Raw genomic sequence first — 21,775 nt, forward strand, 5'->3', positions numbered from 1 at the left:
GTTACTTTAAAGATAAGAAATGAGGTTGGGCAAAAAGACCAACCTCATTTCTCAGAGTTCGTGTCAACATCTCAGCGCAGTGGTTGATTGGCAGATTTGTTCGCGTTTCACACTCCAAATCTGACCATTACGACTGTTGCGAACAGAGTTCGCTTCATCTCCAACCTCAAACTGTCTCCCAGACAGTTTGAGCTGTGCGGGGGTGGGAGTGAAACAGTCTGGGGATAGACTGTTTCAGCTCAACAACTTAAAACGAAAAATTGTTGACGAACTCATTTTTGAAAATAGAGTTCTTTCTCACTCCCATTCTTTATCTATCGCTGTAAATCTTGCCTTTATCCTATTCAAGATAGAAACAATATCCCCATCTCTGGCATGAAACTCTTCTACCTGCATACTTTGAACCGTAGCATTAATCATTGCACCAACGATGAGTACCTGAGCCATAAAAATGAACCAAAGCATAAAAACAAGAAAGACGACAGCTGTTACTATTCTAAAATCCAGCAACTTATTGGCATAATTATCAACATAAATCGAAAATAACTTTCCAATAGAAGTCATCGTCAACAGAACAAACAAGGTTCCTGGAAAAACATATCGAACTTTTTTTATCCGAACATTTGGCAAAAAGAAATAAAGCATAACCAAGGCGGCAAACAGAGCCATTAAACCTACTAACTGTGTTTGACTAAGAAGTCCCTTCAGCCAGGCGTCTTCAATAGGAACCAGCTTATTAATATAAGAAAAAACTGCCTGCCCGAAAGTCAAAAGCGTAATACTTAAGAGGATAACTACCTGCAGACCAATTCCTAAAAATATGCCAATCAAGTGCCCAATAATAAAATCACGGTGTTCATTGATGCCATAAGCCTTATTAAAGGCCTTCTGCAAAATGGTCATACTACGTGACAGGGTCCAAAGAGTGGTCAGAATTGAAATCCCTAACCATGATGACGACGGCTTTGTTAATACAGAAGTGATAAAAGATGAAACCGAAGGATAGAGCTTGTCTGGCACAAATTCAGCTACAACCGATAAAATCATATCCACATCAAATGGATAATATGGCAGTAAATTCGCAAGAGTTAGAAGAATAGGGAAAATAGAAATTAACAGATAGTAAGCTACTGCAACACTTGTCACATCAATATCAGCGTTCCGATAAAAAGAAAAGAAGGTTGAGCAGAATGTTTTCAAACCTTCAACTAATTTGGTTTTCTTCATTCCCTCTCCTTCTTTCTTACAATTTTAGTAAGTCCCTTCTTCACCTTGACTCGTCAAAATGACCGGACCATCTTTGGTGATGACAAATTGGTGTTCGTATTGGCAAGACAAACCACCATCAAGTGTCTTATGAGCCCAACCTGTCTTCATATCTGTATCGATTTCCCAAGTCCCTGTATTAATCATAGGCTCGATAGTCAAAACCATGCCTTCACGCAAGCGAAGACCACGACCTTTAGTTCCATAATGAGGAACCATCGGCTCTTCGTGGAAGGTTGGTCCAACGCCGTGACCCACCAAGTCACGAACAACACCGTAGCCAAGACCTTCCGCATATTCTTGAATAGCAGCACCGATATCGCCGATACGATTACCAACAACGGCTTGCTCGATACCACGATACAAACATTCCTTAGTCACGTCCATCAAGTTTTGAACTTCCTCAGAGACCTGACCAACCGCATAAGCCCAGCAGGAATCCGCACAACCACCACGATAGGTCTGGGTGATTTTCTTCATAGCCTTGACATCATTAAAGTTGAGCTTAGAAACATCAATTACCGCTTTGTCTAAGGGCTCACTCAAAACCATATCGACCTTCAGTAAATCACCTTCTTTAAGTTTGTAATGACGCGGAAAGGCATGAGCGACCTCGTCATTTAATCCACAACAAGTCGCATAAGGATAATCCATCAATTCTCCATCAACACCAATTTGGAGTGGCAAAACATTCTTTTCCTTACACGTTTTACGGACATATTCCTCTACTTCCCACATGTCCACGCCTGGCTTGATAATCTCTCGCAAACCAATATGAATACCAGCCAGAACATCTCCAGCACGGTTCATTGCATCAATTTCTCGTTGTGATTTAATGGTAATCATTCATTCTCCTCATACATTTCTAATTTAAAATCTGTCTTCTTCAAGCTAAATTTTAGATAATTTCTTGTTTTATGGCTATAGCGGTCACTTCCACGATACTGCGCAACCTGTACCAAACCAGCTTTTTTCGCCACCATCTGACTGGCCACATTTTCCTCATGAGTAACAATAACCAGCTCCCTCAGACCAAACTCATAAAAAGCTAGATAGACTAAAGTCCGCACTGCTTCCGTCATCAAACCTCTTCTCCAGTAGTCTTTTTTTAGGAAATAGCTGAGCTCCGCAGAAAGTTGACGTTCGTCTACCTTTTCAAAGCAAAGCGCACCAATCATCCTCTCCGAATGCTTATCAACTAAGGCCCAGTTTCCCAATGGTGAACGCATAAATTTTTCAACCATTGTCGAAAAAGCAATATTTCTGTCCTCCAAAGCTGGAAAGATAAAAGGAAGATTTTCAGGATTTGATACAATTTCATAGAAACTTTCTCCATCTTCAAAAGAAAATGGTCGTAAATACAAACGGTCCGTTTCAAAGCAAGCAAACTTCGCTAGTCTTGTCCAAAGTGTCATAGTGTACCCAAGGGGCTGAGAATTACTCCCAGCCCCAGATTGTTTCGTTTTTTTAATCGTTTACGTTTTGAGAAAGTAGTTCTCAATTAGACTCTCTAATCCTCAATCAATTGAATATCTGCACCTAATTCTGTCAGCTTATTAATAATATTTGAGTAACCACGTAGAATAAACTCAATGTTTGTAATTTCTGTACGCCCTTGAGCCATTAAACCAGCGATAACCATTGCGGCTCCCGCACGCAAATCAGTAGCTTTAACAGATGTACCCGTCAGTTGATTTGGACCTTCAAAGGCAATATGGTTGTTACGAGTAGAGATTTTTGCTCCAAGATTTGCAAGCTCCTGCACATGACCAACACGTTTTTCATAAATCGTATCAACAATCGTACCAGTACCTTCTGCCTTAAGCAGTAAAGGTGTAATGGGTTGCTGCAAGTCTGTCGCAAAACCTGGATAAGGTGAAGTTTTCACACTTACCGCCTTCAATTTCTCTTGCTTTTCAACAAAAATACTATCTTCAGAAATGGTCATGCGAACACCCATTTCTTCCAACTTAGCGATATAACTCTCTAAGTGTTCATAAAGGACATTATCAATGCGAATACCTTCACCAACAGCAGCAGCAAGGGCAATATAAGTCCCTGCTTCAATACGGTCTGGAATCACTTGATGACGTGTTCCTTTTAGACTATCTACACCATCAATGGTGATAATATCTGTACCCGCACCACGGATACGTGCCCCCATATTGTTAAGCAAAGTTGCTACATCAATAATTTCAGGTTCACGCGCCGCATTTTCAATAACTGTACGGCCTTCTGCTTTGACAGCTGCTAAGATAGTATTAATTGTCGCACCGACGCTGACAACATCCATGAAGATATGTGCCCCTTGAATACGCTGACCATTAGTTTCCAAGCGCATATAGTCACCTTCATAGGTCGTCTCAGCTCCCATTGCCGCAAATGCTTTCAAATGCAAATCAATCGGACGTGGTCCCAAATCACACCCACCTGGCAAACCTACCACTGCTTGCCCAAAACGACCAAGGAGTGACCCGTAGAAATAATAAGAAGCACGTAAACTGTTGATTTTACCAAATGGCATTGGCATATCTTGCACACCACGAGGATCAATTTCAAGCGTCTCACCATCACGCTTGACCGTCGCACCCATTGTTTCCATAATATCAATCAAACTATCTACATCTGAAATTGCGGGAACACCGTCTAGTGTAACAATTCCATCTGATAAAATAATGGCTGGAATCAAGGCAACTACTGAGTTCTTAGCACCACTTACAGTCACCGAACCACTTAATGCCTTTCCACCATTAATTACAATTTTTCTCATACTAACATTCTCTTTCTTAAATTGCCTAAAAAGGCATACGTTTCATTCTATCATAAAGTCTTAGAAAAAGCTAGTTATATAGCAGGCAAAAGGACCGAGCCAATGAACTCAGTCCTTCATATTTATATACTATTAGTGAATCTCTCTTCATCATTTATGAAAAATTCTCTGAATTTGCTCTCTTGCATCCACGAGATACAGCTCCAGCTCTTCTCTCGTTAAATAAGGTACTCGCCCATAGAAGATATGGTCAATGACTTGAGCACCGTTGCTGTTGAAAAGCCATTCTGAGGTCAGGGTTTTCATCGCTTGATCAATCGGTGTCAGACTTCCATCTGCATTTTGTGGCTGCCCTGTTGGCGTAAAGAAAATAGCTTTCTTAGTGGAAAATAATTTACGTGGTTCATCAGATTCAAAACTGTAAGCAAAGCCATGTTGAAATACACGGTCTACGTAACCTTTCATAATAGCAGGCATTCCATTCCACCAACTCGGAAATATATAGACTAGTAAGTCGCTTTCGGCAATCAAATCCATTTCAACTTGAACATCTGCTGGAAAAACAGTTGCCTGACGTACAAATTTACCATCCTCAATATGAATGGTATCTTCTCCACGTAACACGGGATCGAATCCTATTTCGTATAAATCTCGTATGACGACTTCTGCTCCATTTTCCAGCAGAGCTTCCGCCACTCTATCAACCAAAGCATGTGTAAAGCTTTCTTTTCTAGGGTGTGCAAAGACAATTAACGCTTTCACAAACTTCTCACTAAATGGACAACTATTTCATTACAAAACAGCAGTTTTCAAGGCTTCCACCTTGTCCAATTTCTCCCATGGGAGATCAATATCTGTACGACCCATGTGACCATAGGCTGCCGTTTGCTTGTAAATCGGACGTTTGAGGTCCAACATTTGAATAATACCAGCTGGGCGCAAGTCGAAAATCTGACGAACAGCTGCTTCTAATTTGCTTTCCGCCACTGTACTTGTACCAAATGTATCAATACGAACAGAAACTGGATGAGCAACACCGATTGCATAGGCCAGTTGAACTTCTGCTTTTTTAGCCAAACCAGCTGCGACGATATTTTTAGCGATGTAGCGTGCCGCATAAGATGCAGAGCGGTCCACTTTGGTCGCATCCTTACCAGAGAAAGCACCTCCGCCATGACGAGAATAACCACCATAGGTATCAACGATGATCTTACGACCTGTCAAACCAGAGTCCCCTTGAGGTCCACCAATAACAAAGCGACCAGTTGGGTTGACAAAGTAGTTGGTTTGATCATCCAAATATTGAGCTGGAATGATTTCCTTAATCACACGCTCAATCATATCCTGACGAATTTGTTCCTGGCTAACATCTGGATCATGCTGGGTCGAAATAACGACTGTATCCACACGAACAGGTTGATTGTCTTCATCGTATTCAACTGTTACCTGTGACTTAGCATCTGGACGGAGATAAGCAATTTCACCAGATTTTCTCAACTCGGCCAAACGACGCACCAATTTGTGGCTAAGTGAAATTGGCAACGGCATGAGCTCTGGCGTTTCATCTACTGCAAAACCAAACATGAGCCCCTGGTCACCTGCACCAATCAAATCCAATGGATCTTGACTAGTATCTTGACGAGTTTCCAAAGCTTCATTGACGCCTTGGGCAATATCTGGCGATTGCTCTACAAGTGACGGATGAACCCCAACCGACTCAGCTGAAAAACCATACTCACCTTTTGTATAGCCAATCTCTGCAATGGTATCACGTACCACACGGTTAATATCCACATAGGCAGTGGTTGAAATCTCTCCAAAGACATGAACACTACCTGTATAAACAGCCGTTTCCGCCGCTACGTGCGCATCTGGATCCTCTGCTAAAATAGCATCCAAAATGGCATCTGAAATCTGGTCTGCAATCTTGTCCGGATGACCCTCCGAAACAGATTCAGACGTAAACAACTTACGTTCTGACATAAACATGTCCCCCTTAAAATAAATTGTTATCAAGGTTACAAAGCACCGACTGAAAGGAGGGATTTGCGAAAGACACCAGTCTTGAGCAAAGGAATGGCATCTACTATCAGCAACCACTTCCTTCAGTCGCCTTTTCGGGACTTAATAACGTTTCTAGTATATCATAGTTCTTCCAGTATGTGCAGTTCTTTCTTGAAAAATAAAAAGAAGTTACCTTACTCCGATAACTTCCTCCTATTTGAAAATAGTAATCAAGAACTAGTCTGATAACTACCTTTTCGGGACTTAATAACGTTTCTAGTATAGCATATATTAGGTGACTATCCTAGTATTTTTCTAAAAAAAGAGAGGTGTGCAAGACAACCTCCCTTACTAAATAAATTCTGCTTCTGCAATGGCCTGCTTGACTGTTTCTAGCGGTAAATGAACCAACTCACAGCCCTTTTCTTTATACAAATACTGGGCATAATCATCCATTCGGTATTCGTTTATATAGACGACACGTTGGCAACCAACCTGTAACAATTGCTTGGAGCAGTTGAGACATGGAAAATGGGTCACATAGGCAGTAAAACCTTTTGGAATTCCCCGCTCCGCTCCTTGTAAAATAGCATTGACTTCCGCATGCAGGGTTCTAGCGCAATGACCATCAATCATAAGGCATTCCTGATCCAAACAATGTTCGGTTCCTGAAACAGAACCATTGTAGCCTGTTGCGATAACTTTATTGTCCTTAACCAAAACCGCACCGACCTTGGCTCTCTTACAGGTTGCCCGATTGGCAATCAAAAGCGCCTGAGCCGCAAAATACTCATCCCAAGCTAAACGATTTGTTGACATGATTTCTCCTTTCCGCTCAATCCACCATTCCATAAATTGCTACTAAGTCTTGAGCTGTAATGATACCTACAATATCCTCTGGCGACTGAAGGTGTCCATTGGATTGACGACTGACCAAAACCGTTGTCCGTTTCTGTCCTTGGAAATGATTGATCAGCTGGTAAAGACTTGTTTGCGCTGGTAAAATAACCACTTGGATACTATCTTCCTCACAGACCAATACATCTGCCAAACATGCTTCTACTAATTGATCACGGATTGAGCTTACTTCCTTACTCGTTTTTGCTAACCAGTTGGCCAAGCCCTTATCGGAAACCAAACCTTGATAGGACTTGCCAGAAAAAACGGGAAACTTGGAAACATGCTCTCGCTCGACGATTTCCAAAGCCTTGAGCATTTTATCCCGACTATCAAATATGATAGGCTTGATCTTCTGAGTTTTTTGTAAGTAAGTTTCAATGGTCATGGGTGTTTGGTACTGGGCAATGACCTTTTCCAAGACGGCAATCAATTCTGGCGAAGGTTGAGCTACTTCTTTCAAACTCGTTCGTCTTTCGTGGACCATAAGATTACGGAGCTGTCTAGCTACGTAGAGATTGTCCCAATTAGCCTCAACGGGATTATGTCGCGTCAATTCCTTGGCTTTGGCTAGCATGGAACCAACATCTGCATATTCCCCATCCGCAACTCCACAGACCTTACGCAAGACCTTATCCAAGTCATTGAATAACTCTAAAAAACGGCTTTCATTCATCTTAGTCTACCATTGCTGATTTCAAGTAGGCATCCACCATTCGCTCAGTCGCATGGACCGAATCCAAATGGGTCCGCTCGTAGGAATGGCTAGACTCGATTCCTGCACCAAGCAGGGCATGTTTGACATCCGCACCCGCCCGCATGGCAGCTGAAGCATCTGAGCCATAGTAAGGATAAATGTCCAGCTTATAAGGGATTCCATCTCTTTCAGCCAAGGCTACCAAGTGCTGACGGAGCTCATAATGATAAGGACCTGAGCCGTCCTTTACGCAGATAGAAACTGTGTATTCGTCAGTTTGCTGATCATCTCCCATTGCCCCCATATCGACCGCCAGATATTCAACCACCTGACTTGGAATGCTAGAGTTAGCACCGTAGCCGATTTCTTCATTGTTTGAAAAATAGAAATGTGTCGTATAAGGCAAGGTCGCTCCCTCTTCCTTATAGACTTTCAAAAGATGAAGCAAGATAGCTACGGATACCTTATCATCCAAGTGACGACTCTTGATAAAGCCAGTTTCAGTCACAACAGTCCGAGGATCAAATGATATAAAATCTCCGACTTCAATACCCAAGGCCCGCGTCTCGTCCGCATTGGTCACTTTTTCGTCCAAACGAATTTCCATATTGGTCTGATTGCGCTCAGCGGTGCTAGCATCTCGGTAGACATGGACAGAAGTTTGGTGCATCAAAATCGTTCCTGTAAAGGTCTTACCATTCTTGGCACAATGAATCAGGCAGTTTTCTCCTTCAATAGAAGGGTAGCCAAATCCTCCCACCAAATCCATTTTGAGTCGGCCGTCTGGCTTGACTGCACGCACCATGGCACCCAAAGTGTCCAGATGAGCAGTCAACATCCGATGTTTCTGGTCATTTTCCCCAGGAACTGTAACTAAAATGCCACCCTTTGCAGTCTTGATAGCCTCATAGCCGAAACCTTCCACTTCTGCCTTGATGTAATTCATAATGTCTGTCGTATAACCCGTTGGCGACGGTGTATTGGTCAGTTTAACGATGTAATCAAGTGTCTTCATGAAAACCTCCTTATTTATAAACTATTATATCATGTTTTAGAACATTTTTTTGCTATAATGTCCACCCCTCAACGAGCAGTCCATTAGTTATTATTCTACGAGCGAGTTTTAGTTCGCTCGTTTTATAGTTCTCCGATAAATCGGTAATGTAGTTCAATAGTGACTTGGCGATTTTTGCCACGTCCAGTTGGTTGGTGAATGATAATTTTGTCAATTAACTCATTCACTAACTGCGTTGTTAAAGTTTCAAGTTTTGTGTGTTGGCGAATAGTTCGCATAAACTTGTCAATGTTTTCCACATATTCGGTCTGGCTAACCAGAACCTCTTGAAATTCCTGAATTTGTTGGTTGAGTTCAGCTTGCTCACTCTCGTAACTGTCCACCAATTTTCTAAATCTCTCATCGCTAATCTCACTTAGCAGTTGCTTTTCATAAAGCCTTTGGATAATTGTGTCTAGCTCCAGCGAACGTTTTTTGGCTTTATTTAACTGTTTACGTAAGCTATCCTGCTTTTTACTCTCTCGAATGTCAAAGCGAGACTTTAGTTTTGTGAGCAATTCTTCCTCGTTGAATTGAATAGAAGAAATTAGTTGCTGAAGGTCACCTAACACTAATTCTTCCAGAGTTTCCTTGCGAAGATAGTGCGAACCCGAACAAGTATCGCCAGCTCGACGATAATGGTAACACTTGTAGTGGTCGAGGTTGATGTCGTCCTTTTGTTGTGGGCAAAAACTGAGTTTATGTCCATTTTCGCAAAAAACCAAACCTGCAAAGAGATTTTCGTGACCAGCGGTATCTTTCCAGTGATTCTTGCGTTTTACTCGCTTATGACCAAGCATTTTGCGTGCCATTTCGAAATCCTCCTGCGAAATAATCGCTTCGTGTGTATTTGGAAAAATCAACCAATCTTCTCGAGGTCGCAATTTGCATCCTCGTTGTTTGTAGGAAATTTTTGCAGTCTTGAGATTGATTGTTGCACCAGTATACTCCTCTTTCTCGAGCATCTGGCAAATCATCTGGCTTTTCCAGTGGAATGGGTCACTCTCAAGCACGCGATAATTCGAAATCCCCAACTTTTTCTTGTAGTTGGCGGGTGTTAGAACCTTGTCCTTTCGAAGGTCATTCGCAATAGAAGCGATAGGTTTTCCAGAGAGATACTCCTTGAAAATTCGTTTCACAATTTGACTGGCATAATCGTCAATCATCCACTCCTTGGGATTTTCTGGATTTTTGAGATAACCGTACGGTGCAATCCAGCCAATTTTCTCACCAGTTTTTGCCTTAGTGTGCTTAGACAACTTGATTTTTTCACTACACTGAAGCGAATACCAGTTATTAAACAGGGACACTAGAGGTGCGAGGTAGGCATCTTGGCTGTTGCGTTTGTTGCTATCCAGATTTTCGTTTAAGGAGATGAAGCGGATATTTTTTGACGGAAAAGTAATTTCGGTCAGTTGCCCAGTTAGGAGATAATCTCGGCTGAGACGACTTAAATCTTTTACAATAACCGCTTGAATTTTGCCAGCCTCCACTAAACTCATCATCCTCTGAAAATCTGGTCGTTGGGCGTTCGAACCCGAGAAACCATCGTCCACGAAGAAGAATGGATTTGGCAAGTTTTCACGCATAGCCACTTGGGCGAGAATCTGTTTCTGATTGGAAATTGAGTTACTCTCTCCTTCGTTGGCGTCTTCAGCGGATAAGCGACAATACAGAGCGGTTATTCTATCTGGTAGATTTTCTAAATTCTGTGTCTTGATTTCTTCAAATGTCAATGTGCTTTTGTTCATAGTGTGCTCCTTTCGATTCACCTATAACCCACTGACATGATAGCTCGAAGTGGGCAGGAAGTCCAGTCAATTAACGAATTTTAGCGAATAAAGTTTATATTTTATGATAGAATAAGATAGTAAGAGGGGGTTATTCTATGAAGACTAAATACTTTTATCTATCTGTAATTATTTTATTTTACCTATTGCTACCGCTATTAATACTGGTAGGATTGCTGGATTTTAATCATAAATTTATTTATCTAACCATTGGTTCTATTTTGGTGTATATATTAATGAAATCAACAGGAAACCGGAATAGTGAGATGGGACTTTCTTTCAATTCATCGGCTAAATCTATAAAGGATGTTGCTGTTCTTACCGTAATTTTAGGAATACTGGGAGTATTTTTATATCTAACTGGTATTGGTGGTCGATTTTCACCTAATGAAACATTCTCCTTCTATCTTTTTTATATTTTCATTTCTTCTCCAGCTCAAGAGTTTTTATATCGGGGTGCGTTGGTAAGGATTCTTACCAGACTTAATGCGAGCGAAAGAAGTAAAATGATTATATCTTCAGCTCTATATAGCTTCGTACATATTATATATAAAGACTTCTGGACTCTGATTCTTACATTCTGTATAGGTATTATCTGGTATAGGTGTTACAGAAAAACTAATAACTTACTAGGAGTTTGCGTAAGCCATGCTGTATTGGGAATTGTGACAATTTTAGCTGGAGTAATAGATTGAGGTGGAGTAATTGGCTAGCAAAGACAAAGATAGACTTCATTTTAATGATTTCAAAGAAGTCTATCTATTTATTCTATCTATTGTTCATGGAGGGTTATTTTTTATTTTCCTAGAACATTTAAACAAAATTCTTTATAGGGGTGTTAACCATAAAAATATCGCATTAGCATTGTTTTTATTCGTATTATTTTTAAGGATATTCCAAAGTCAATTATTAGCGGCTTTAAAATATCGGTCTTGGAGATTGTACTTTATAGATTTATTTGTTGTATTTACTACCGCCACTTTAGAACATCAGATAATATTGTTTTCGAGCAATAATAATGTTAGCGATTTTATATTTTTAGTTAGAACCATGGCTGTTCTAGGAATTCTAGGGTATCTATATACATACATTAAGATCAAAAAATACAGCTCAGGAAGAGAAGGTATCCTCCAGTCAATAAATATTTTGGTTATTCTATTTATTTTATTGCTAAGCTTCATTAATGCTGAAGATATGCATATTTTTTATTACCTCTCCACCATATTATTGGCAGTAAATATGCATACATCTTTTCTGTTCAGTGGATATTTGAAATAAGACTCATCACTTCTCCAAAATCAACCGTCTGATTTTCTTTTCAAGAGACTCTTTTCCTGCGAACTTCCGCAATATAATGAATGTCGCTTGACCGATTTTACGTCTCTGTTCCTTAGTCATCTTGTCCTCCTTGTATAAAACCTGAAAATCCGTCCAGTGTTACCACTTCAAAAAGCTCCCAGTAAGCGTCTAAATCTTCCTTGATACGATTGAGAATTGCTATCTTACGTTTTTCATCTGGCACAATCCAAACCACTAACGGGAAGACCTCGTTTTCTCGTTGCTCAATGCCTGTATTGAAGTAGGCGATGTATTGCTTACATTTGGCAATCACTCTTCCGATATGCTCAGTGGCATTGTCTGCTTCGAAAAAATAATTTTCTTCGAATTCGCCAATAGTCAGTCGTACAAAAGCATCTGGCTTGAGTGTGAAATGCGAAAACAAGGTCGCAAAACTCCGCCAACATTTTGGCTCAAAGGAGAAATTATCGAGAGTGATTTTGCCGTCCAAGTGAAGTGTTGTCAGCTCCACAAACAACTGTGTCACAAACAATTGGTGCTTGAGGTGATTTTGCGTGGGTTCGTAGCGGTTTTTTAGCTTGAGCTTGACGTTCGGCTCAACTTCTCGAAGTGCCTTAATCCCTTTGTGGGTGATGTGCCAAACATACGAACCGCTCCCAGCTCGCACGCCACCGATTCGGCGTTCAAGATGATGGATAAGCCCAAGGTTGGATAGTTTTTGGTGAGGAGATTGGCTCGCCTCGTGGCTGTTTTAGGTTTATTCTCTCTGAAATACAGTTCCACTAACTGCTTGGTCGTGGCGTAGCGACAACGGTTGAGTAAGCTCAAAACTTCATAATCTCGTTTAGTTAACCTCATCTGAAACCTCCTTTTTCTTTCGTCCAATGCCAGAAAGTGGTTTTGTGATGTTTTTGGTCGGTGCTTCTTCGTTGAAAGTTGAACCATATCGCTTGAAACTCTCGCCATAAATCTCGTCTTTATGTCTAAAGGCAGGTGGTGCTGGTAAGGTTTTGGCAGAAAGCCATTTGAAGGTATTTTTCACGATTGGCACTTTGGTATAAACCTGAAACGGAGGCAGTTTGTAGAAATCCTCTGCGGAAAGTTCAGGGACAAGCCCAGCCAGTTCCTTGGCTTCATTCATCGAAAGCCCAAAGATAATCTGGTTATGGCAGTTAGCGTAAACAGACTCTCGAAGCTGTTTCGGTAATTGCTTTGAAAATTGATTGGCTAAAATATAACCAACACCTAAACTTCGAGACATGGATAATGCATCTTCTAGAGGAACTGGCAGTTTGAGATAATCCGCCACTTCGTCAATGTAGATGAAGACAGGTTTTCGAACAGATTCTTTGGCTCGAAGGAGCGTTAGCTGGTACAAACAGCCCAACAAAATCGCTCCGATGAATTTGGCATTTTCTGCACCGATTAAGCCTTTGTTTAGCGGAACAAGTAAGAAGTCTTGGCTTGTCGAAAATGTCTTTCAGTGAGAATTTTCCTGAAGATTGTCCTAATACCGCTCTCAAGGCTGGACGAAGCAAGACGCTCCGAAATTTGTTAAGGACTGGAGCAATCATGGTTTGGCGAGCAGAATCACTCAAGGTGTCGTAACCTTGCCAGAAATCCAGTAAGAATGGGTCTGAAATAGTTTTCAAAAGGTCGTGCCGAAAGGCTTTGTTGGTTAAGAGTTTTGGTAGGTCAAGGAGCGTCGAGCCGTCCACTTTTGCCAAGGTGTGAAAACTATGGCTGAGAATATCCTGCGTGTAAATACCCCAAGATTCTTCAAATATTTCTTGAAAAACACCCAGAAGCATATCTGCAACCAATTCTGCTGGAACGCCGAATTTTACCAAATCGAAAGGATTTATCGAAATGGTCTGTCCAGCTTGACTAGGGTCTAAAATGACCACGTCCTCATCCCGTTCTTTAGGCAGTCGTTCCAAAATATCTGAAACCAATGTTGCCTTGGGGTCGATGACCACAGCGGAGCGGTTTTCTCGTGCGTCCGCCAAGAATAAATTGAGCATGGCAGTAGATTTTCCGCTCCCAGTTCCTCCCAGAAGCCAAGTATGCGACAATCCATTTTGTGCTGGAATACCTATAAATCTCGGCGATTTCTCCAAACTATATCCAAAGAGACGTTTGGTATTTTGTGAAAAGCCAATTGGTGGTAAAATAGTTTTGGGCGACAGTGATGATACGCCTCTATATTGAGCATCGCCAGCTGGCAGTAAGAATAGGCTGGCGAGTTTAATGCTTGAAACAATTGTCTGGAAGTGCCACGGAATTTTTCCGTGGTTTAGTTTTTCGCTCGAAGTTGGCTTGGCGGAAAATTTAGCTCCAGCTCTCTCCAAAATCCGAAGTGAAGCCAGAACACTTTTCAGAAGTTGAACTTCTCGTGCTTTATTGTCTGTTCGAATACCTAATCGCAAACAAACCTGAAATTGACTGTGGTGAAGTTTTTCTCGCATTAGCGCCTTACTGTCTGATGACAGCGGTGGAATATTGCCTGTTAGTTTTTGCCAGAGTGTCGCGTCTGGATTGCCAAGTTCCTTGAGAATTGGTTTTGGGGACGAAGATTTACCAACAATCAATTGGAGAACGATCTCTTCATTTCTTTTCAAAGTGCCAGATTGCGACAGGAAACTCCGAACCAGATTGTCTACTTCTTTGGTTTTTAAGGCGTAGTGATTTTTTGATAGAATGATGTTGTATGCTGAGTTCACTTTTGCTCGCTTGGTTTTTTCAAAACGAACAGGGTTGTGTGAGGTCATCATTTCTTTCAAGAATCGCAAGTCTATTGAGTTAGCTCCGATAAGATGGCTGGCTTTTTCTGATGCCAAGCGAATTTCCCAGATAAAGGGCTGGCGACGAGAATAACCATTGAGCTGTGTCGTAAAATTACAGACGGTTTTAAATTCGAACGGTCGCATCCATTCCATACTTTGCCACGACAGATGTTTTGATCTTTTCATACTACCTCCAATCCTGATGATGCTTGATGAGTTTTATGGCGACGTAAAAGCCTAAAGACATTATAGAGCCAACCACCAACTCCAGCCAAATATCGACTAGAAGGCGAACAGAGTAGTTGACCAGTATTGCCAAAAGGCAGAAACCGACAATGTAGCTTATTAGCTTTTTCATTCATCTTGTCCTACCTTTCGAAAATCTCGGACATCTTTCGAGTATTTAGGAACTGGATAATTTGGAATAATGACATCGCTCACAATTTCATTGCCCCAAACACTCCAGTTTTTGTCTGAAGGCACTGGACGACGAGCGAAGAGTTCTAAGTAGTCGCCCTCTGAACAGCGTTCGATAATAGAATAAAGTTCCTCAGGTTTGTGGCTATGGTCTTGGACTGGAAACATCCCCCAGTTCATTTGTCCTTTGAATTTGATAGGAGCTTTGCCTCGTGTCGCAAAAATCACTTGTTCGGTGCAGTTTCGAAGGTAATTGCCCAAGCCGAGTCGAGGCTTTACCCAAGTGAAGATGGATTTCGGCTCGAAACCCCAAGCACGGACGACATCGAAAGATTGTTCGAGGACAGCTGGATATGTCCAGAGCCAGAGGTGAGCGTCGTCTTCGGCGAGGCTTGAAACAGGCATTTTCTTGATTTCTTCAATCGTCATTAAATTATAATGTCGAATTGCACCGAGTTTGCCTTTTTGCGCCACATCCCAAGGCGGGTCGGCGAGGATGGTCTTGAACTTCTTAGGCGGATGTTGGTTAATTGTGTCTTGATATTTTGTCATTTTGAAAATCCTTTCTGTCTGTGTTAGACGCTCTGACTTTACCTTAAAATAAAGTTTTTTCAAACCATAAGCGAGATAAGGTTGTAGAGCGATGCGAAATCTAAAAACAGAGGTCAGACAGAACAAATCCGCCTGACTTGTTCGGTGTTGTGAGAAATACAACAGATTGTCTTAAAATTTCCTCCTTTCGTGATTGAGATTTTCTAATAGCTTCTTCTGAGCTACCAGAAAATCCTCGTTGATAGCTTGACGAGTTTCTAGAAATTCTGTTAAAGCGAGTTCTTCTTCGGTGAAAAAATCGAAAGTTTCAGACTCTTGAGATTCTTCCTCTTCATCCACTAAGGCAATGAGAGCAAGCCCCAGAATACATAGAGCTGAAAGCAATACAAGGGCAATTGAATTCCAGTCCATACGAGCCTCCTATTTGAAACGACGAGCAGAAACGTAAGTGAATGCTTTAATGACGAAGTCAGTCCGTTGTTGGGCTTGCGGATTGTGAGCCAGAATCTGAGCCTCAAGTTCCGAGAGGCTGGCGACCTTATTCAAGATGTCTTGAGCTAAAAGCTCGTTGGCTTGAACAATTGCCATATCTTGCGATAGGTTACGAGCGATTGCCATTTTCTGTGGACTAAACGCAGAAGCTGGTAAGACTTGAGGTGTTTGAGATTTTTGTGGTAAATGTGACATAGTAGGTCTCCTTGAAATGATGATGCGAAAGTTGTTTATACTCTCATATTGCAGATTACTCGAGTTACTGCAATATTTTTAAGGTCGCTTCCTTATAGCTTTATTTTATGCTAAAATTGAACCATAACCAAGAACACGAAATGTAACAAAAATAACAAAAGCGAGGGTACGTTATGCATTATTTGTGTTTTTCTGTTTTAGTAGACTTCTTATATTTTCATAAACACAGAGATTGTGGGGGTTAGCGTAGATTTGCCCTTGATTTGCTGATGGCAATAGCCCCAGATATCGGCGCCAACCAATCAGAGGAGACAATGGGATATTTTCTAAGGTGTTCAAGAGAGGTTTCCAAATCAATTTGTCGTCACATCGATATAATGTCAATGAAAGATTGTACAATAGGAATCTCTGAGTTTGCAGAATTTAATTTATCTGGAGATATTTTAGCTATAAAGACTGAACTAAAGGATCTCATTAAACATTCTCGAAATATTCATAAGTCAGATAGAACTCAATTGATTGATGCTGTCGATAAGAGTAGGAATTACAATTTTATAAAGGAAATACTGGTATTTGTTTTGAAGAATACGACTAATATGAAAAGTGACTTCAAGAGACTGTCTATTGATAAGTTGAAAAAAGAAATCATAAATACGGACAATAATGCTAAGCTAGAGCGACTCTGCTTAGTTGCCTTAGATATGAGAGAGGAAAACTTAGTGCATCTTTGCTTGGAGAAAATGGGAAACAATGTTCATATCTCTAGACTCGTTCAATACCTTATTGACCTTGAGTTTGACAATGATAAATTAGTTGAAGATATTGCGGATAGGTTGATTTTCCGACTCGATAATAATGTCTATATTGAAAAAGTTATCAGAGCCTATATTACTAAGAAGTCATTCTCGCAAGAAGCCAAACAGCTATTTCTCGAAAAACATATTTCTCAGCTAGATAACAATAAGTATCTGTTTTCAGTATTGAAATTTCTTTGGGAAGAGGATTTTACTGACGAAGTAAGAAAATACGGTGAGTTATTAACGAATACGACGTATATAAAGAGACTCGACACATTGACAAAAAATGAATAATATGCTAAAATATATTTATAAAATTGAATAATTTTCGTAAATTAATATCTCCTTGATATTATTTAATCCCTTGCGTTTTGGTAGAAAATTAAAAATCTACCAAGCAAGTGGTAGATTAAAAAATATTTATAGGAGTTTTTTATGCTTAATTTAACAACAGAACAACAAATCATTTGGAATGATACAATGAATGAACCGTATTCATTGGAAAGTGTCGCACGTAGACTTTTGGCTTTTGGAACAGATAGCGATATTGTAGAGCAATTAACAGGCTTCTCTGAAGAAGACCAAACCAAATTGATTGATAAAAATATCGAGGTCTATAAAAAAGTTAAAGATTTGGTTCAAAAAAACAAGTCAATCATGAGTGAGTTGTTTGATGCTGGAAGAGAAACGCATTTATTAAGTGATAATCCAGACTTTGCTTTTGTAGTTAGAGCCTCATTATTACTTTCTCCAGATTCATATCAATTGTGATCTAAGTAGTACTTTTTGCCTGCAATCTTGCGGGCTTTTTATTTATGGTATTAGAAAATTCAAATCTCTAGCTTTTTATGACTGACAATATATAACCTAATTTTGAAACAGCTCCAATTTCTAAATTGTCTATCGTATATTAGAGTTTCCGTATTACTCATCCCATTCTTTTGCAAAATAAACTTCCGTCCGCAAAACTTCAAGCAAGTTTTGACAAAATTCTTTTTCAGTTTGACTATCTATAACCGCTTGAAGTTTTACCATAAATTCCCAAAGTGTGGCGTTAATTTCGTAGATTTCGGTATGTTTGGTAAATTGTTCGAAATTCGTTACAGCGTAGCTCATAACGCCATTTTTTACGGTTAGGCTAGAAATAAACGCTGGCAAGCTTATGACCGGTAAATATGCTCCAAGTTCGGTACAATCCCACTTTGCCGTTTCTGGTATCAAGCCCCAAAGTGTATGTTGGCGTATTTCCTCTCCAAGCGCTATTAATTCTTGTTTAGCTTTGTAGTCGTTCATAATTTCCTTATCTGTTATCTATTATTACTGGACAATGATAACTCTCTCCAGTAAGGAAGTCCAGTCTATTTCGATGTAATATTTACAATCTGAAAATGGATTTCAAAATCAGAGTCTGATGAATATTTTAACGCTAAAACAGATGTTATACGGGCAGGAAATGGCGATACGGAGGATTAATTATCAAGGACAGTCATTTAATATTGATAGATATATTTTTCGATACAGTATGGGAAATTCATATTGAGCTTGTTTGATTTCGGGGATGGTAATGGTTAGTTTGCCTTCGTATTCCAGATTCATCTCGCCTGTCTATTATTGAAGACTATAGGGGCTCTATACAGTAGTAGCAAAATATCTTGACCGCCCTAAAATAACCCAGAATAGATAATAAGTCGCCTGACGAAGCACCTCGGAGACGGGGACGCTTCGCCAATTAAATCCCACTCGAAGCGAATAGCGATGCGAATAAGAAAACTAGAAAAATTTCCAGGCAAGTGTATAGTACTAGGTTTATAAACTTCGTATAGAAGTTAAAGCAACTATCCAGGAGAAGCAAAAAGTCCCATATATACGGGACTTTAGTTATTTATTCCTTTTGTTGTAAAATACCACAAAAGCAATAATAGATAGTGTTATTAGAATTCCAACAGCCACTGCATTTCCGTTGACAGAATTTGATTTGGTTTCGGTTGGCTCTTCGTCAATATATTGAGTATCTTCAGATTCCTCAGCAGAAATCGACTCCTCTGTCTCGGAAGCAATTTTATCGGCTTCTATTTCGTCTAATTTTTCTTGGACACCTGGAACTTTGTTAAAATCTAAAGCTTCCCAAGATTGTCCGTTAGATGATAAATCAAAGTTTGATGAACCTTCAGAATAAAGCATAAATAGTATAGCGTCATCATATTGATTGTGAATATCGCTATATACAATGCTATTAGAGTACACATCCGTGATTCCTTCTGCACCTCCATCCTCCAGTGCTCCGTATCCACCGCGGACAAACGCAATACCTGTAAGCGTTTGCCCGTACAGACTTTCAGGTAGGGGGATAAGCTCGCCTTCTCGAACATACATTTTAAAGGGAACGCTGTGAGCAGCCCCAGCGTATCCATAACTGAAACTTTCATATACTCCTATGGCAGAGTCAAGGTCAAATTCTGAACCATCATAGTCTAATAAATAGAAGCCATCTACTGTTAGGAATCTTTCATCCTCTCCACCTATGAAAGTGTAGCTATCATTATAGGTCACCGCTCGGTCATCATCATTGAAAGGGTCTCTCTCAACTAAATCATCGTAAGATATAGTGAGGGGTAAAGGGATTTGGTCTTCTACTGTACCAAATTCATCAACCGTACCTCCAAAAGGAGCTTCTCTTTTTATAACAGAATTGTGTTTGACTGAATTTATAGTTCTTCCAGGCAGGTTAGGAGAATCAATTGTAAAAGACTCCCCTGGTTTCAGATAAATGACAAGATCTTTAACATTAGATCCGACAACCCCTTCAAGCTTGAACGCACGAACATCGTCATCATACTTACGGTCTCTATTTCCAATTATGCCGTAGAGATCGTATCCACTATTCAGTCCTGTAGCTAGTGGTGCAAATCGTATGTTGTTATCCTCGTAAAGTGATAGTGGCGTAGGTTCTGCGAAAACAGTATTACTATTCAGGGTGAGAAGTAATATACAGTAAGCAATGATGCTTGCGAGTATTTTTTGAATCTTTTTCATAATTACCTTTCTAACTAACATTGTGTTATTTAAATTGAAGAACTTCAATATATAATTTTCCAAAGAAATTATAATTTCTCACGTTTATCACTGTTTGTTGAATTTTGTTTAGCTTGGTTGCGTTTATTTTTATATGAGTCTTCTAAATGATATACACCCTTCATCAAAATATGTTTCAAAATATAGGCACCAATAATCAATCCGATAACGAGGATTACATAAAGTGTTTCTGCATTCATTTTTAATCTCCTAAATCATTTTATTTTGTTGTATGGTATTGGATGACGCGACGTTCAACCGTTGCATTGCTATCAAGTTTTTTGATAGCTCGCTCGACTTGAGTCAATAAGACATTGTAAGGATTTTCTATAATACTCTTATCACAATTATATGTGTTGGTGATAACAAGCACATACGCTTTTTCTTCATTTATAATTTCAGACGCTAAAAGAGTGAGAACATAGCTTTCCTTGACAATGATATTATTCGTTATTTTGAAAACAGCATCACCGTCATCTGTTACGTTTAGCAGTTGGATATGGTTATCCTTGAAACTCCCCATATCCAATACGGATAGTATTTCTTGAACAGAATTAATTTTGCTCGAAAAGAAGCAATGCTCTTGAGATAGAAATAATTTATCTCGCGATTCGATAGCTCCTTGATTGAGTAGCTCATCTCGGCGTTGCCCTATGAAGAAATTGCGGATATAATAGATAAAAATACCTATTATACAAGCAATTATTATCTTTTCCATAAAATCCCTCCATTTTTTCTTCAAAATCCCTGCTACAATAGGGTTTGAGTGTGTTTTAGTGAACGGTCGTTAACTAAAACAATGAAAAATCAAAAAATGCCGACTTGGCAAGGCTTCAAAAACCCGTCAAATCAGCATTTCTAATATTTTTTATTGATAACTTTGATTGTTTTAACAAACGACCGTCTGCTAAAACAAATGTATCCGCTTACAGTTTATCAATTTGTTTTTTCTTTGTCAAAGAATTATGTGCTTTTTGACTACGAAATGTGATATTATTTCGTTTTAAGACCTGATAGATGGTGGCTGTTGAAATATTCAGCTGGTTGGCTATTTTGCGAACAGTTGTTTCTTCTTCCAGATAACTTATAATAATTTGCTTTTCTTTCGATTTTGATATGCCTTTATTACCTAATTTCACACCGCGTTCTTTGGCTTTACGCAGTCCGTCCTTGGTGCGTTCTGAAATAGCTTGAAGCTCCCACTCTGCCACATAGCCTAGCATAAGGCAAAAGAACTTGCCAGTTAGCGAATCCGTTTCGATTTGTTCGTGAATGGATTGAAGGCGAATGTTGTAGCTGGTTAGCTCCGAGATGATAGCAGACAGGTGGAGCATTTTTCTGGTTAGGCGGTCTAGCTTATAGACCACAAAGCTGGTTTCTATGCCACTGTCGGCACAGTCCTTGGCGAGCTTGAGAGCTTTTTGAAGTAGTGGTCGCTCTTGATTGCCACCCGATTCTTTTTCAATGTAGAGTTTGTCGCAAAAGTTAAGAGCTTCTTTTTGAACTTCCAATCCTAGTTCTTGACGATTGTCTGTTGAGCTAACACGGGCGTAGCCAATGACGATAGAGCCTTTTTCTTGATATTGCTTGATGATTTTCTTCACATTTTCCTCCTTGCTTTACTATTGTAGCAGGGTGGTTTTATTTTAGAAGAAAATTATAATTATGTAATAATTCTTTAGATTTC

26 protein-coding genes are annotated in these 21,775 nt (G+C 39.9%); 4 read left to right on the plus strand and 22 right to left on the minus strand.

Annotated features, from left to right (window positions below; translation table 11 throughout):
* Nucleotides 1-297 precede the first annotated feature (297 nt).
* The 10 genes from SST62_RS0109565 to SST62_RS0109610 all read right to left on the minus strand — a co-directional run bounded on the left by SST62_RS0109565 (nucleotide 298) and on the right by SST62_RS0109610 (nucleotide 10,439).
* The gene (locus SST62_RS0109565) at nucleotides 298-1,227 is read right to left on the minus strand and encodes a YihY/virulence factor BrkB family protein (RefSeq protein ID WP_029187178.1); all 930 of its coding nucleotides are present in this window, start codon (nucleotides 1,225-1,227) and stop codon (nucleotides 298-300) included.
* A gap of 24 nt (nucleotides 1,228-1,251) precedes the next feature.
* Nucleotides 1,252-2,112 (minus strand): methionyl aminopeptidase, encoded by an 861-nt coding sequence (locus tag SST62_RS0109570; protein ID WP_024384998.1) that lies wholly within the window; start codon nucleotides 2,110-2,112, stop codon nucleotides 1,252-1,254.
* Entirely contained in the window at nucleotides 2,109-2,681 is a 573-nt protein-coding gene (locus tag SST62_RS0109575; RefSeq protein ID WP_029187179.1) for a GNAT family N-acetyltransferase, read from the minus strand. The genes SST62_RS0109570 and SST62_RS0109575 overlap by 4 nt, the downstream gene beginning before the upstream one ends.
* Before the next feature lie 95 nt (nucleotides 2,682-2,776).
* Nucleotides 2,777-4,036 carry a UDP-N-acetylglucosamine 1-carboxyvinyltransferase gene (locus tag SST62_RS0109580; RefSeq protein WP_029187180.1) on the minus strand — a complete coding sequence of 420 codons (1,260 nt, stop codon included), beginning with the start codon at nucleotides 4,034-4,036 and terminating at the stop codon, nucleotides 2,777-2,779.
* Between the two features lie 150 nt (nucleotides 4,037-4,186).
* Complete coding sequence (locus SST62_RS0109585) at nucleotides 4,187-4,798, minus strand: NAD(P)H-dependent oxidoreductase (RefSeq protein WP_024381638.1); 612 nt, start codon at nucleotides 4,796-4,798, stop codon at nucleotides 4,187-4,189.
* Between the two features lie 30 nt (nucleotides 4,799-4,828).
* Nucleotides 4,829-6,019: a methionine adenosyltransferase gene (gene metK / locus SST62_RS0109590; RefSeq protein WP_029187181.1), complete on the minus strand. Its 1,191-nt coding sequence runs from the start codon at nucleotides 6,017-6,019 to the stop codon at nucleotides 4,829-4,831.
* Between the two features lie 372 nt (nucleotides 6,020-6,391).
* The gene (locus SST62_RS0109595) at nucleotides 6,392-6,859 is read right to left on the minus strand and encodes a deoxycytidylate deaminase (RefSeq protein ID WP_029187182.1); all 468 of its coding nucleotides are present in this window, start codon (nucleotides 6,857-6,859) and stop codon (nucleotides 6,392-6,394) included.
* 16 nt (nucleotides 6,860-6,875) lie between these two features.
* Entirely contained in the window at nucleotides 6,876-7,613 is a 738-nt protein-coding gene (locus SST62_RS0109600; RefSeq protein ID WP_029187183.1) for a CBS domain-containing protein, read from the minus strand.
* A 1-nt stretch (nucleotide 7,614) separates the two neighbouring features.
* Nucleotides 7,615-8,649 carry a M42 family metallopeptidase gene (locus SST62_RS0109605; RefSeq protein ID WP_029187184.1) on the minus strand — a complete coding sequence of 345 codons (1,035 nt, stop codon included), beginning with the start codon at nucleotides 8,647-8,649 and terminating at the stop codon, nucleotides 7,615-7,617.
* A gap of 122 nt (nucleotides 8,650-8,771) precedes the next feature.
* A complete protein-coding gene (locus SST62_RS0109610; protein ID WP_029187185.1) occupies nucleotides 8,772-10,439 on the minus strand; it encodes a recombinase family protein in 1,668 nt (555 codons plus the stop codon).
* Between the two features lie 137 nt (nucleotides 10,440-10,576).
* On the opposite strand from SST62_RS0109610, the gene SST62_RS0109615 reads away from it, so the two are divergent.
* Together SST62_RS0109615 and SST62_RS0109620 are read left to right on the plus strand one after the other, a co-directional pair.
* Entirely contained in the window at nucleotides 10,577-11,173 is a 597-nt protein-coding gene (locus SST62_RS0109615; protein WP_029187186.1) for a CPBP family intramembrane glutamic endopeptidase, read from the plus strand.
* A 10-nt stretch (nucleotides 11,174-11,183) separates the two neighbouring features.
* Entirely contained in the window at nucleotides 11,184-11,756 is a 573-nt protein-coding gene (locus tag SST62_RS0109620) for a hypothetical protein (RefSeq protein ID WP_029187187.1), read from the plus strand.
* Between the two features lie 112 nt (nucleotides 11,757-11,868).
* Here SST62_RS0109620 and SST62_RS01000000111715 read toward each other — a convergent pair whose 3' ends face one another.
* From SST62_RS01000000111715 to SST62_RS0109655, 7 genes are all read right to left on the minus strand, one after another.
* Entirely contained in the window at nucleotides 11,869-12,444 is a 576-nt protein-coding gene (locus SST62_RS01000000111715) for a replication-relaxation family protein (RefSeq protein WP_266578597.1), read from the minus strand.
* A gap of 177 nt (nucleotides 12,445-12,621) precedes the next feature.
* Nucleotides 12,622-13,167, minus strand: a complete 546-nt coding sequence (locus tag SST62_RS1000000112940) for a TraM recognition domain-containing protein (protein ID WP_228376863.1) — start codon at nucleotides 13,165-13,167, stop codon at nucleotides 12,622-12,624.
* On the minus strand, nucleotides 13,091-14,749 hold the full coding sequence (locus tag SST62_RS01000000111720; protein WP_228376864.1) for a type IV secretory system conjugative DNA transfer family protein: 1,659 nt from the start codon (nucleotides 14,747-14,749) through the stop codon (nucleotides 13,091-13,093). The genes SST62_RS1000000112940 and SST62_RS01000000111720 overlap by 77 nt, the downstream gene beginning before the upstream one ends.
* A 1-nt stretch (nucleotide 14,750) precedes the next feature.
* Nucleotides 14,751-14,921, minus strand: a complete 171-nt coding sequence (locus tag SST62_RS1000000112695) for a hypothetical protein (RefSeq protein ID WP_153309614.1) — start codon at nucleotides 14,919-14,921, stop codon at nucleotides 14,751-14,753.
* Nucleotides 14,918-15,532 carry an MT-A70 family methyltransferase gene (locus SST62_RS0109645; RefSeq protein ID WP_029187188.1) on the minus strand — a complete coding sequence of 205 codons (615 nt, stop codon included), beginning with the start codon at nucleotides 15,530-15,532 and terminating at the stop codon, nucleotides 14,918-14,920. Before SST62_RS0109645 ends, SST62_RS1000000112695 begins: the two co-directional genes overlap by 4 nt.
* 171 nt (nucleotides 15,533-15,703) lie before the next feature.
* Nucleotides 15,704-15,943, minus strand: a complete 240-nt coding sequence (locus SST62_RS0109650; RefSeq protein ID WP_029187189.1) for a hypothetical protein — start codon at nucleotides 15,941-15,943, stop codon at nucleotides 15,704-15,706.
* 9 nt (nucleotides 15,944-15,952) lie between these two features.
* Nucleotides 15,953-16,219, minus strand: coding sequence for a hypothetical protein (locus tag SST62_RS0109655; RefSeq protein ID WP_029187190.1), 267 nt, complete (start codon nucleotides 16,217-16,219; stop codon nucleotides 15,953-15,955).
* Nucleotides 16,220-16,596: 377 nt separating this feature from the next.
* On the opposite strand from SST62_RS0109655, the gene SST62_RS0109660 reads away from it, so the two are divergent.
* A complete protein-coding gene (locus tag SST62_RS0109660) occupies nucleotides 16,597-17,310 on the plus strand; it encodes a hypothetical protein (protein ID WP_153309615.1) in 714 nt (237 codons plus the stop codon).
* A gap of 141 nt (nucleotides 17,311-17,451) precedes the next feature.
* Nucleotides 17,452-17,787, plus strand: coding sequence for a hypothetical protein (locus SST62_RS01000000111725; RefSeq protein WP_029187192.1), 336 nt, complete (start codon nucleotides 17,452-17,454; stop codon nucleotides 17,785-17,787).
* Between the two features lie 153 nt (nucleotides 17,788-17,940).
* On the opposite strand, the gene SST62_RS0109670 is transcribed toward SST62_RS01000000111725, so the two are convergent.
* The 5 genes from SST62_RS0109670 to SST62_RS0109690 all read right to left on the minus strand — a co-directional run bounded on the left by SST62_RS0109670 (nucleotide 17,941) and on the right by SST62_RS0109690 (nucleotide 21,692).
* A complete protein-coding gene (locus SST62_RS0109670) occupies nucleotides 17,941-18,309 on the minus strand; it encodes a hypothetical protein (protein ID WP_029187193.1) in 369 nt (122 codons plus the stop codon).
* A gap of 585 nt (nucleotides 18,310-18,894) precedes the next feature.
* Nucleotides 18,895-20,049 carry a hypothetical protein gene (locus tag SST62_RS0109675; RefSeq protein ID WP_029187194.1) on the minus strand — a complete coding sequence of 385 codons (1,155 nt, stop codon included), beginning with the start codon at nucleotides 20,047-20,049 and terminating at the stop codon, nucleotides 18,895-18,897.
* 68 nt (nucleotides 20,050-20,117) lie between these two features.
* Nucleotides 20,118-20,288: a hypothetical protein gene (locus tag SST62_RS1000000112700; protein WP_153309616.1), complete on the minus strand. Its 171-nt coding sequence runs from the start codon at nucleotides 20,286-20,288 to the stop codon at nucleotides 20,118-20,120.
* Between the two features lie 20 nt (nucleotides 20,289-20,308).
* Nucleotides 20,309-20,806, minus strand: a complete 498-nt coding sequence (locus SST62_RS0109685; protein WP_029187195.1) for a hypothetical protein — start codon at nucleotides 20,804-20,806, stop codon at nucleotides 20,309-20,311.
* A gap of 208 nt (nucleotides 20,807-21,014) precedes the next feature.
* Nucleotides 21,015-21,692, minus strand: coding sequence for a recombinase family protein (locus SST62_RS0109690; protein WP_029187196.1), 678 nt, complete (start codon nucleotides 21,690-21,692; stop codon nucleotides 21,015-21,017).
* Nucleotides 21,693-21,775: the final 83 nt, after the last annotated feature.

The sequence above is a fragment of the Streptococcus suis YS56 genome (genome assembly GCF_000440115.1).
Lineage (GTDB): Bacteria > Bacillota > Bacilli > Lactobacillales > Streptococcaceae > Streptococcus > Streptococcus suis_L.